Origin of the sequence: Clostridium beijerinckii, assembly GCF_036699995.1 — a bacterium.
Classification (GTDB): domain Bacteria; phylum Bacillota; class Clostridia; order Clostridiales; family Clostridiaceae; genus Clostridium; species Clostridium helianthi.
Genome location: NZ_CP144906.1, coordinates 968061 through 981260, shown reverse-complemented (window position 1 = coordinate 981260; position 13200 = coordinate 968061). Strand labels below are relative to the sequence as shown.

The 13200-nt window shown below is 28.5% G+C and carries 10 protein-coding genes and 1 tRNA gene; 1 reads left to right on the top strand and 10 read right to left on the bottom strand.

Annotated elements, in window-relative coordinates; translation table 11 throughout:
• Window positions 1-28 precede the first annotated feature (28 nt).
• The 6 genes from PZA12_RS04700 to polA all read right to left on the bottom strand — a co-directional run bounded on the left by PZA12_RS04700 (window position 29) and on the right by polA (window position 9010).
• On the bottom strand, window positions 29-2326 hold the full coding sequence (locus PZA12_RS04700) for a YhgE/Pip domain-containing protein (protein WP_078116582.1): 2298 nt from the start codon (window positions 2324-2326) through the stop codon (window positions 29-31).
• Window positions 2327-2833: 507 nt separating this feature from the next.
• Window positions 2834-4543: a methyl-accepting chemotaxis protein gene (locus tag PZA12_RS04695; protein ID WP_103698784.1), complete on the bottom strand. Its 1710-nt coding sequence runs from the start codon at window positions 4541-4543 to the stop codon at window positions 2834-2836.
• Window positions 4544-4937: 394 nt separating this feature from the next.
• Window positions 4938-5023 (bottom strand) — tRNA-Leu (locus tag PZA12_RS04690).
• Between the two features lie 97 nt (window positions 5024-5120).
• The gene (locus PZA12_RS04685) at window positions 5121-5756 is read right to left on the bottom strand and encodes a lytic transglycosylase domain-containing protein (RefSeq protein WP_011968147.1); all 636 of its coding nucleotides are present in this window, start codon (window positions 5754-5756) and stop codon (window positions 5121-5123) included.
• A gap of 14 nt (window positions 5757-5770) precedes the next feature.
• The gene (gene coaE, locus PZA12_RS04680) at window positions 5771-6370 is read right to left on the bottom strand and encodes a dephospho-CoA kinase (RefSeq protein WP_077838056.1); all 600 of its coding nucleotides are present in this window, start codon (window positions 6368-6370) and stop codon (window positions 5771-5773) included.
• Between the two features lie 36 nt (window positions 6371-6406).
• Window positions 6407-9010 carry a DNA polymerase I gene (gene polA / locus PZA12_RS04675; protein WP_078116584.1) on the bottom strand — a complete coding sequence of 868 codons (2604 nt, stop codon included), beginning with the start codon at window positions 9008-9010 and terminating at the stop codon, window positions 6407-6409.
• Between the two features lie 313 nt (window positions 9011-9323).
• On the opposite strand from polA, the gene PZA12_RS04670 reads away from it, so the two are divergent.
• Entirely contained in the window at window positions 9324-10550 is a 1227-nt protein-coding gene (locus PZA12_RS04670; RefSeq protein WP_078116585.1) for an aminopeptidase, read from the top strand.
• A 53-nt stretch (window positions 10551-10603) separates the two neighbouring features.
• On the opposite strand, the gene PZA12_RS04665 is transcribed toward PZA12_RS04670, so the two are convergent.
• From PZA12_RS04665 to PZA12_RS04650, 4 genes are all read right to left on the bottom strand, one after another.
• Window positions 10604-11059 carry a DUF3284 domain-containing protein gene (locus PZA12_RS04665; protein ID WP_011968143.1) on the bottom strand — a complete coding sequence of 152 codons (456 nt, stop codon included), beginning with the start codon at window positions 11057-11059 and terminating at the stop codon, window positions 10604-10606.
• 31 nt (window positions 11060-11090) lie between these two features.
• Window positions 11091-12110 carry a tryptophan--tRNA ligase gene (gene trpS / locus PZA12_RS04660; protein WP_078116586.1) on the bottom strand — a complete coding sequence of 340 codons (1020 nt, stop codon included), beginning with the start codon at window positions 12108-12110 and terminating at the stop codon, window positions 11091-11093.
• A 30-nt stretch (window positions 12111-12140) separates the two neighbouring features.
• Window positions 12141-12386 (bottom strand): TIGR04540 family protein, encoded by a 246-nt coding sequence (locus PZA12_RS04655; protein WP_011968141.1) that lies wholly within the window; start codon window positions 12384-12386, stop codon window positions 12141-12143.
• Between the two features lie 314 nt (window positions 12387-12700).
• Window positions 12701-13135 carry a universal stress protein gene (locus PZA12_RS04650; RefSeq protein WP_077842888.1) on the bottom strand — a complete coding sequence of 145 codons (435 nt, stop codon included), beginning with the start codon at window positions 13133-13135 and terminating at the stop codon, window positions 12701-12703.
• Window positions 13136-13200: the final 65 nt, after the last annotated feature.

Genomic DNA, 13200 nt, shown 5'->3' with positions numbered 1-13200 from the left:
TTCCCCTAATATTGCAATATAGATTATTTTAACTACTCATTATTGAACTTTCTTTTAATTTTTCAACAATATTTATTCTTTTTGCATTTATCGGTTCTTTAGCCAAAACTCCAATAATAATTGATCCTATCATAAACATTAATAATATAATGCTATCTTTAAATAATATTGAATATATTACTCCTGCCATAATTTGTCTAACTCCACTTATTGCATATGTAAATGGTAGAAATGGAAATAGCTTTTGATATCCTGCCGGATTAACTTCTATTGGGAAATTACCACTAGTTCCAGCAACCTGTATAACAAGCAATACCACACCTATGACTATTCCTCCGTACCCAAAAAGACTAACAGCTGTGTAAATTATGCAATTAAATACAACACTTATAAATATACAATAGAATACGAACATTACTGGATGGACTGAATAAGAATGCAGTATAAACAATGCCCCTAGGCTAGCAACCAAAGCCTGGCCTATTCCTATGAATAAAAATAATGTTAGTCTACCAAAATACTTCTCGTACTTGTTTAATTCTTTATCATTTTCTATTGAATGGGACTCTGTTCCAATTAGGACTGATAATACATATCCACCAATCCATAAGCAAAGAACTGTATAAAATGGTGTTACTGTAGATCCATAATTAGGCCATGGGAATAATCTATTATCCTGAATTTCTACAGGGCTAGATAGAAAATCACTTTGAGCGTTCCAATCATTTGTTATCATATCTAATAATTCATCAATATCTTTCTTGTTATCTATTTTCTTTAGTCTCTGTGCAAGCTCATGTACATTATCTCTTATATCTGGAAACTTTTCTTTTAATTTTTTTAATTCATCATTAGATAAATCTGCTGTATTTTTGAAAGTATTCAACATCTCTTGAACATCTGGCAAAGTTCTTTTTCCTTGAGCCGATAAGTTTAACCCAGTATCAATTATCTCGCTCATTGAGTCAAACCCCTTATTAATTGTTGGTACAATTTCCGAATCATAATTATCTGCTATATCAGAAACTAAATTATGCAAATCATCTAATACCTTTCTAGTATCTGTAAGATCCTGCGTGTCCAATATTTTATCTCCACTATTTAATTTATCAATATCTTTATTAGTTCTATCAATTAATTTATCAAGATTATCATCTATATTATCTAACCTATCTATAATTTTAGAAATTGTCCTACTTTCTTGCTTTAACAAATCTCTTTGATTTTCAATTACATCTGCTTGTTTATCAAAAATTTGCTGAAGCTTTTTTATCTCATCATAGCTTTGTAGAGAGTTGTCAATTGAAGGTTTAGGAATTTCTATTTCGCTAATCTTATCAATAGCTTTTTTTATATTCTTCAATCTAGACTTAGCATCGCTAGAACTAGTCCTAATTGCTTTAGACGTATCTAATATCTGTAACAATGCTTTCTTTTCTACTTCTGGTGATATATTTTCATCAATATTTTTAAGCTCTGTACCTATAATGTCTAGTGTATTTTCACATTCAATAAGATCTTCTTTAACTTGTGGAGATTCATTCTGCAAATCTCCTTGTGTTTCATTTAGAAAACTTTGTGTATCATTTAAAAATTCAGAAGTTTCATCAATAGTGTCTGCCGCAGTTGGTATAAGCTCATTGGTTTTTATCATTAATTCAGAAGAACTTATTGTTCCATTAATTGCTTCATCTAGCATTTTCTCAAGTTCTGGCATATTATCATCTAATTTATATACTGAATCTATTATATTTCTAAGCTCAGATCTATTGTTTTGTATATCTATACCAATCTCATCACATAGTCTGAACATTATTCCAGATATACTCTTTGTTATATTCTCATCTAATTGAGTTTTGACACTTTTTACACCTGCATCAGTTATTTTAGATGCAATGACATTTTTCTTCTCATTGACAGTGTATATTAGCTTAGGTTTTGTAACCTCTTTCTTAACTATGGTTGTAACATCCTCGGAGAAATCTTGTGGTATTTCAATCATTGCATAATACTTTTCATTTGTTAAACCATCCTTTGCAGTTTCTTTGTCTACAAATACCCATCCTAATTGATCATTTTCCTTAAGCTTATCAACTAATTCATCGCCTAAATTTATACTATGTTCTTTGTATACCGTTCCCTTATCTTCATTAACAATTGCAACTTCTATTCCCTTCGTATTAGAATATGGATCCCAGGATGCCTCTATATTTATTAATGAATATAAAGATGGTATTATCATTAAAACTACTACAACAAGCGCTGCCACCCAGTTAGTAAATATATTCTTCATATCCCTTTTGAAAATATTTATTATATTCTTCATATTCAATGCTCCTGTCAGAAAATATTTCTTTGTATAAATTATATCATATAAAAATGACCAAAAGTCATTTTTTCCTTCAATAATTATTTTCCACACTTGAAACTTCATTTCCATTTTGGTGAAAATAACTATTATACATTTACCTATTCAATTAAAATGAAATGTATGATAATTTTATTTAACAACCAATCCCTTTTTAAATCTAATTTTAACTGTTCATTTATAATATTTTTTACGCCTCTGTCTTTTCTAACGTACGTGAGAAAAATTTGTCAGGCGAATATATTTTCTTTTTTATTCTCATTTAAAACGCGACCTTTTGAATCAGCATTTTCCATAATTTATACCCACAAAGGGGCACAATGTATACAGATTTCATTACAATATAAATTCCTAGAAAATAAATAAAATGCCCTTAGCTATTTATGCTAAGGGCTATAAAATTAGTTAATCAATGCTTATCTCTTCTTTCTATCTATCAGAAATTAAAATTAGCAATTACTTTTATTAAAATTTAAATGTAGATATTTTTTTAATTAATTTACTTGTGCTCTCTTTCGATTCATTTATATTTAATATTATTTTATTAGTTTTCTCATTAATTTCAACTACCTTTTCTGCTATTTCAGTAGTCCCTTCTGCTCCATCTGTGGAAGCTTCCGCAACTTGATCTATCGTTTTCAAAATATCATGTATAGATGCCAAAAGTTCCTCTGAAGTTGAACTAAAGTCCGAAACTAAACTATTAACAAATTCTGCATCCTTGCTATATTTATCTGCTACTTCCATCATAGATTTATAATCATTATCTACATTATTTGAAATAAATTTCAAAAGCTTACTTGAATTGCTTGATAAATCACCTACAGATTCTGTAACTTTATCAGTAACATTCTTTATTTCAGTAACTACATTCTTAGATTCTTCTGCAAGTTTTCTTACCTCTTCTGCAACAACTGCAAATCCTTTTCCTGCATCCCCTGCTCTAGCAGCTTCAATAGCAGCATTCAATGCCAACAAATCTGTTTGTGCGGCAATCTCTATTATAGATTCAGATAATATACTAATTCTAGCTACAATATGTGAGTTTTCAATAGCTTTTTCAAGACCTTCTTTTGTCTCTAAAAATATCGCCTTAGCTTTTTCTTGTGACTCAATCGTATTTCTCTTAACAGCATCTGCACTTTTTTGTATTCCTTCAACTGATATTAATCCATCTTGAATTTTTTCCGAGATTCCCTCTACAGCTTTTTCAATTTCATGAGATGTTGCTAACATCTCCTCTGATGATGCAGCTGTTTCTTCCATTCCCGCAGCAATACTCTCTGTACTACTTGAGACTTCTTCTATTGTACTTGATAGATCATCTGTCTTACTATTTATATCATTATTTATATGTATAACATTTTCAGTACTCTCATTGACCTCACTAATTATTAATCTTAAGTTTAATATAAATTTATTCAAGCTATTTGCAAGTCCAGCAATTTCATCCTTAGATTTAACTTTAATTTCTTGAGTTAGGTCCCCACCTTTTTCTGCAAGTGCATCTAACTCATTCTTTAAACTTTTTAGTGATGCTACTATTCCTTTAATAATCATAAATGAAATAATTATTGAAAGAATAATTAATATTGAAATAATTATTATAGATATATTCTTTACTTTTTGATATATATCACTACCTTGCTTAGAGAAAGTTTCTCCCATTTCTTGATTATACCTAGACAATTCAGTCAATGATTGTGATGCTGAACTAAAATATTCCTTTGCCTCTCCATTCATAATTTCCATGGCTTCATCAGTTCTTAAATCTCTGCTCAAGCTTATAACTTTCTCATGTACCTTCAAATATTGATTCCAATCATTTTTAGCTATCTCAAATAATTGCCTATCTTTATCATCAAAAAATGTTTTTTCATATTGTTGAATATTACTTTGGATTTCACTATTCTTCGCTTCCATATCTTTTTCTTTTTGAGCCATTTCATTTTTGTCAGTTGAGATTATATGTTCATATTCCATTATTCTAAAATCAGAAGTCATCGTGTTTATATTCCCTGAATGAATTAATCCTGGAATTAATTCTGTAGACATATTAGCTGAAACTGTATTGATCACATTTAAGTTATTAATTGAATACAAACTTAAAAGAATCATTGAAATAATAAGCATAGATATAAGTGATACTAATTTACCTTTAATAGATTTAAACATTAAAACCCTCTCCCCCTTTAATTACATAATAAATACCTAATAAATTCATATCGTATAAATACTTATTCGATGTTTTTTTACAAAAACCTTTTAATCCCATTAAAATTTTAATTTTCAGCTATCATTATAACAACTGTATTATTATTTCATTAACTTATATTAAAAACTTTCTAAATTCAAATTCCATTATATGTAATTTTAAAGATTTAATTATTCATATTAATGGGACTATAAACAATGATAAAACTTTAAAGCCAAAAATATTTTATTTATACTAATACACGTTTTTTCAAAAAAATAACACATATTTAGCTATTTTCATAACTAAATATGTGTTATATAAGCTCTTCGCTAAGTTTCTAAAATATGAAACTCAACGAAATTCATCAAATTTTGGTGCAGGTGACGGGACTTGAACCCGTACGTCCATGTGAACACTACCCCCTCAAGATAGCGTGTCTGCCATTCCACCACACCTGCAAATATAAATTACTCATTTAATGATAATCTATTCTTATTTAAAATTCAAGTAATTTTCATAAAATATTTAAGTTAATTATTAGGCAAAGACTAATAATTAACTTAAAAAATGTACATTTAGGAAACTTTTCATCAGATCAACTACCTTATCTGCCTCAAAATAATCGTCTTTTTTATCATAAAGATATTGATATATATGATAATATGTGTTTACCTTATCAACATATTTTTTTGTTTCTCCAAAAGGTATATAATCCACACTTTTTCCATCTGAAGAGTATTTTCTATTATCAAGCCATGATTGTACATTAGTTGGTCCTGCGTTATATGCCGCAATTGTTAAATCCATATCTTTATCAAAAGTATCATTCAAACGCCTAAGATACCAGCATCCCATTTTAATATTATATTCTTCATTATATAGGTCTTCTTTAGAGAATGTATTATATCCCATTTCTTTCGCTGCCCATTGTCCAGTATCAACCGTTATTTGCATCAGACCTACAGCATTTTTATGTGAATGCGCATCATCATCAAATTTACTTTCAGTTTTTATAACTGCTAGTACTAGCAATGGATCTAGATTATACTGTGAACTGTACATATCAACATACTGCTGGTACTTATAAGGAAAAAACTTTTCTTTTATAATATATCTCGAACCTATGCCAATTGCTGCTACGATTACTACTAAGAATACTATTGCACAAAAGGTTTTTCTTAGAAACTTCATTATATTCTCCTTACTTAGCATATTAGTTTTATAAAATCAATAAAATCATAAACTTGCTTCTGCAATTCAATTAAATCAGTATTATTGTCAATAATAATATTCGCAAACTCTTTCTTTTCTTCCATAGACATTTGAGAATTTATTCTACTAACAGTTTCAACTTTAGTTAATTTATCTCTATTCATAACTCTTTGAATTTGAACTGAATTATCAGCATATACAAGTACAATATAATCCATTTCCTCATGCATATTATTTTCAATTAAAGTAGGAGCATCTATTATTACTATTTTCTCATTCTTTTGTTCATACAATTTTATCTTTTCTTCAATTGATTGTTTAATATAGGGCATAATTATACTTTCATATTTGATTCTTTGTTTAGGAAATCTGAATATGTGGTTTCCAAATTCTTTCCTTCTAAATTCACCTCTCCAGTCAAAGAAACCTGCTCCAAATTGTGCCCGAACCATTTCTAATATCTTTGGATTATTTTCAAGTACTTCTTTAGCTATAGCATCTGCATCTATTATTTTTAGTCCTTCTTTACTTAAAATATTTGATACAGTGCTTTTTCCGGTGCCGATTCCACCTGTTAAACCAATTTTAACCATTTTATAAAAACCACCTTTTTTTAATTCCATAATACATTATTTGGCATCGTACCATGTATCTCCAAAATTAACATCCACATCAAGTGCTACCTTTAACTTAATTGCATTTTCCATTTCATAAGCAACTAAATTTTTAACTTCTTCAAATTCGTCTTTTTTTACATTTAAAATAAGTTCATCGTGTACTTGAAGGATTAATTCACTTTTTAATTCTTTTTCATTTAATTTATTATAAACATTCACCATCGCAAGCTTTATTATATCAGCTGCGCTTCCTTGAATTGGTGCATTCATTGCCAATCTATCACCTAAAGCCTTAACTATCTTATTTGAAGATTTTATCTCTGGAATAAATCTTCTTCTATTTAAAATTGTTAATACATATCCCTTTTCTTTAGCTTCTTCCACAACATTTTCCAGATATTCTTTAATCTTAGGATATCTTTCTAAATATATAGCCATGTATTCTTCTGCTTCTTTCTTTGTGATCTTTAAATCTTCTGCAAGACTAAATGCACTTATTCCATAAACTATTCCAAAATTAACTGCTTTTGCTCTACTTCTCATAAGAGAAGTAACCTCCCCTACTGGAACTTTAAATACTTCCGAAGCCGTTTTTGTATGAATATCACTATGATGCTCAAATGCATCTATCATATTTTCATCTCCAGCAATATGAGCCAATACCCTTAATTCTATTTGAGAATAATCACATGAAACCAGTATGTCAGTTTCTTCCATTGGTATAAATACCTTTCTTATCTCTCTGCCCATTTCATACTTTATAGGAATATTTTGCAAATTAGGTTCTGTGCTAGATAGTCTTCCCGTTGTAGTTACAGTTTGATTAAAGTTAGAATGAATACGACCATCTTCATCAACTACATTTTTTAAACCTTCTACATATGTAGAATTTATCTTTGTAATTTGCCTATAATACATTATTTTAGGTATTATATCATGCTTATTCATTAGCTTCTCTAGAACTTCTTGATTAGTTGAATATCCAGTTTTTGTTTTCTTAATAACTGGTAAATCCAATTTTTCAAATAATATTTTTCCTAGTTGCTTAGGAGAACTAATATTAAATTCCTCATCCGCTAATTCATATATTTCTTTTTGTGTCTTATCAATTTCTTTTTTAAACTTAGTCTGTAACTCATCTAACATACCTTGATTTATGTTAAATCCAATACTCTCCATGGATGAAAGCACATAAATTAATGGATGCTCCACTTCGTAATAAAGTTGATCCATATTTTCCTTATGAAGATTTTCTTTTAATTTTTCATAAACCATAGGTAAGTAACTGCAAAGAATTCCTTTAATATTGCTATCTTCGCTGTTAGGATTATCACCAATATAATGGTTAACAAGCTCTAGAATTTCGTATTTACTCTTTGATGAATCAATTAAATAAGCTGCTATCGCAGTATCAAAATCAAATCCCTTTATTTCAATTTCATTTTTATTTAAAAATGTAACAAAGTTTTTTCCATCATGAATAACTTTTTTAACATTATCATCTTCCATAAGATTTTTCAAAACTTTTAAAGCTTCTTCACTATCCTTAGAACTTATGTCTTTGAAATTTATAATAGTACCTTTATTTTCTTCCCCGAATATTAAATATTCAAGTTTTAATTTAGAATATCTAGATGCATCAGTTAAAGTATAATCTATATAAATTCTATTTCTCATCTCTGAAAATAATGCTTTTATATCTTCAATTGTAGTAATATTTCTCACTTCAATATTAGATTCTTCATGAGCTGTATCATCATTAAATTTAGATAGTATTGACTTCATCTCAAGTTTAATAAGCATCTTCTTAATTTCTAATATATTTTCTTTATTGCTAGAATTTATATCTTCCAAATTTAATTCGATTGGAACTTCTCTCATAATTGTAGCTAATTTCTTAGAAAATATTGCTTGTTCAACATTATTTTCTAAATTTTCCTTAAGTTTTTTCCCAGAAATTTTATCTATATTTTTAAGAACTTCTTCAACAGATCCATATTCCTTTATAAGCTTAAAAGCAGTCTTTTCTCCTACTCCTGGAACGCCTGGTATATTATCTGACTTATCTCCCATTAATCCTTTTACATCTATAAATTGCTCTGGAGTCACTTCAAATTCATCCATAAAGCTTTTTTTATCATAAACAGCAGTTTCACTGACACCTTTCTTAGTAATTATAATTTTAGTTTTTTCTGATGCTAGTTGAAGAGCATCACGATCTCCTGTAACTACAAATACTTCTGTATTATTGTCCTCAGCGAATTTTGATACTGTTCCAATCAAATCATCTGCCTCAAAGCCTTCTACTTCAAATATCTTAATTCCCATTAACTTAAACAGTTCTTTAATAATTGGAAATTGTTCCGCAAGTTCTGGCGGCATCTTATTCCTACCTGCTTTATAATCAGAATACTCTTTATGTCTAAAAGTTGGTGCTTTCAAATCAAAAGTAGCAATTATACTATCAGGATTAATTTCCTCCTTCATTTTAAGTAGCATATTTATAAAACCATAAATGGCATTAGTATTTATTCCATCACTATTTGTAAGAGGAGGCAAAGCATAAAAAGCCCTATTCATAAGTGAATTTGAGTCTAAAATCAATAATTTTTTCATTAAAAACCTCCTGAAATTTAACATAAAAATTTACTCAACTAGAAATATTATTATCTACTTCAAGTCATTATTTAAACTCATTATACTATATTGTATAACTTAAAGTATACATGTATCTTGTTGTGTAATGAATTTATCTCATATTATTTCCATAATTATTAGTAATAATTCTTATTTTGTATATTCTTTATTTTACTATAGTAGATAGCTTGTAAAAATTGTTATAATGTTAATTATAGATTGTAATTCTAAATTCAAAGTATTTTAAATTAACCAGTGTTATTAAAATCCACTATGTAATGAGGTGATATAATTGTTAGATAATCTTTTATCTAAATATGCTAAACTTGCTATTATCAAAGGTGTAAATATACAAAAAGATGGACTTTTAGTTATAAATAGCCCTATTGAGTGTAGTAACTTTGCAAGACTACTTGCAGATGAAGCCTATAAAGCTGGTGCTTCTGATGTAGTTATAAATTATAATGATGAAAAATTCAATAAGATACGATTTAATAATTCTTCAAAAGAAATTCTTTCTATTACGCCAAAATTTGAAAAAGATAAATATGACTATTACGTAGAAAATAATGCAGCATTTTTGAGTATTTCCGCATCTGATCCAGATATTTTCAAAGATGTAGATTCGGATAAAATATCGGCATACCAAAAAGGCAGACGTACAGCCTTAGAGAAATATCATAGCGCATGTACTTCCAACAAAAATGCTTGGTGCATAGTTTCAATTCCAACTGAAAACTGGGCAAAAAAAGTCTTTAGTGAATCCAACTCATGTGAAGCAATTGAAAAATTATGGGATGCAATTTTTACTGTTATGAGACTTAAAGAATCCGATCCTATAGATGCATGGAATAAGCACACTAACCTTCTTCATGATAAGGTATTAGAATTAAATTCCTATAAATTTAAATATCTTCGTTTTACAAATTCTCTTGGAACTGATTTAAAAATAGGATTAGTTCAAGATCATATTTGGTGTGGGGGTGAGGATATTACTCAAGATGGTCTGAAATTTATTGCCAATATGCCTACAGAAGAAGTTTATACTACCCCTAAATTGGATGACGTAAACGGAATTGTTTTTAGTTCAAAACCTTTGAGCTATTGTGGAAATTTAATAAACAATTTTTCATTAACATTTAAAAATGGTAAAGTTGTAGCTTGTTCTGCCGAAACTGGATTAGATATTTTAACCGAGCTTCTTAATACAGACGAAGGTTCAAGATATTTAGGTGAGGTTGCCTTAGTTCCATATAATTCTCCAATTTCAAATTCAAATATAATTTTTTATAATACATTATATGACGAAAATGCTTCATGCCATTTAGCTCTTGGTTCTTCATACCCTTGCTGCATAAAGAACGGAGAAAAAATGACAAGAGAAGAATCAATACTATCTGGCTCAAATGTATCGTTGATACATGTTGATTTTATGATAGGAACTAAAGATACAAATATAACTGGTATTACACCAGCTGGTGAAGAAATTAAAATTTTTAATAATGGTAATTGGGTTTAATATTTTTTAATAAAATAAAAATACAGGATTGCTTTTACAACCCTGTATTTTTATTATTTATTTTTAGGCTTGCTTCGTTCTTTATTATTAGCATATGTCTTCAATTCATTATTGAGAGCCTCCACAATATTATTGTATTTTGCCTTAAAGGCGCGCCTAGCCATAAATCTTTGAATCCATAATGACATATATCCAAAAAATTTATCTGTTGACTGTTCTTCTTCAAATACTAATTTAGTTGTGCCATCTTTTTGCCCTTTGAAGTTATATGTGGATACACATGTTGTAAAATCAGTTGAGGTAGTAATTTGATATTTTTCATTTTTTGCATATCCAGTTATTTCAACTGTACATTCTACTGGATTAGGCCTACCAGTATTTATACTCTTTTGAATCTTACATCCTGTCGCATCTTCTTCGTTAAAATCCGAAAAATCTTTCTTTGCATTTTTTATAAAAATATGGAACACATCTTCTACTGGATAATTTAATATTCCAATAGCTTTCATTTTGAATTCCCCCTCTAATGAATTTACTTTATTATTTTTCAGTAAAATATTCTATACCTATTGCTCCTCGAACTTCTCTAAGAGTATTTGCTGCCACTTCTCTAGCCTTGTTGCTACCATCCTTTAGCATTTTATATACTGCATCTATATCTTTTTCAAACTCAATTCTTCTATTTCTTATTGGTTCCAATTCAGCCTGTAAAATTTCATTTAAATATTTTTTTACTTTTACATCACCAAGACCACCACGTTTATAATGCTCTTTCATTTCTTCAACAGCATTTTTATCAGTTGCAAATACATCTAGATAAGTAAATACAGTATTTCCCTCTACTTGCCCTGGATCTTCTACTCTTATATGATTAGGGTCTGTATACATTGACATTACTTTTTTCTTAATTGTATCAGCATCATCAGATAAATATATACAATTTCCTATTGATTTACTCATTTTAGCTTTTCCATCCGTTCCAGGCAATCTTCCCGCATTAGAACTTGGAAGTACTGCTTCTGGCTCAACTAGCACCTCTCCATATATAGAGTTAAAACTTCTAACGATTTCCCTTGTTTGCTCAATCATAGGAAGTTGATCTTCTCCAACTGGTACTGTGTCTGCTTTAAATGCTGTAATATCAGCCGCTTGACTTACTGGATAAATAAGAAAACCTGCCGGAATGCTATTTTCAAAATTTTTCTGTTTTATTTCTTGCTTAACTGTTGGATTTCTTTCTAACCTTGATAAAGTAACAAGATTTAAGTAATGCATTGTTAATTCATTTAGTTCTGGTATCTGTGATTGTACAAATATATTTGATTTGCTTGGATCAATTCCAACTGCTAAATAATCAAGTGCAACTTCCGTTAAACTATTTCTTATCTTTTCAGGATTTCTTGCATTGTCTGTTAAAGCCTGCTGATCTGCAATCATTATAAAACTTTCATATAAGCCTGATTCTTGAAGTACAACTCTATTTTTTAAAGAACCTATATAGTGTCCTATATGTAATTTACCTGTTGGTCTATCTCCTGTTAATATTATTTTCTTACCCATTCCAAATTCACTCCTAAACCGCAAAACTCATTAAACTTCTGACTTAGTTTTACTTTCAACTACTTTATTAATTACATCTACTCTTTTATCTCCTAAGACATTAGCTATCTTAACTGACATATTTTTTTCTTTATATATAGCTTCTCTATTAGCATCAACAATTTTCATAATTCTTTCTTCCATCTTTTCATATGAAATTAAATCATCATAATATGTATCCACAATGTCCTTTAAACATGTTGCTAATTCTCTTGGATTTCTATAAACTGCTCTCATTTCTTACTCCTTAAATATAACAAAATAATTTTTATATAATTTATATCAATTCAAAATTCTCATCCCTTATCTGAAAATTATGAACTAACCGCATGTATTAATTTAGGTTAAAATAAATTCCACCTTAAAATTATTATTTAATATAAATCTTTAACTTAATGTTCCATAAATACTTATATTATAACAAATAAGTTTCGCTTTATTATATCATTATACATAGTAAAATTCTATATTCAAAAATAAAGACTACCTTAAAATGTAATTTTTAAGATAGCCTATAAAATTCTAATTTTCAAACCTACTGATTAACTTGCTTATTTAATACTAATTGAAAAATCATTAGGCACTATCATTACAATACATTTAGCACGTTTGACAACATTAGTAGTTACTGACCCAATCATTCTATTTAAACCTCTTTTAGTAGATTTAGTCATAACTATTACTCCTATATTTTCTTCATTTGCTTTCTTTATTATTTCATCTCCTGGATATCCAAAAGTAAAATAAGTTTCTGTATTATAATCTTTCATTTTTTCTTTAGCCGCTTGTAATATTTCTTCACCCAATTCTTGTGCAAATTTTATTTCATCAGCAACTATCATTTCATTTATCAGTACTAATTCTTTAACATTCATTATTATAATTTCAATTGAATCTTTATCGGGAAATATTTCTTTTACAAATTCTAAAGAATGCATACTTCTTTCTGTTCCGTCTATTGGTATTAACACTTTCCTTTTATTCATATATACTCCCCCTTAAATATCTCGATATTATAGTATTCTACACATTAGCAATAATATCCTCTATT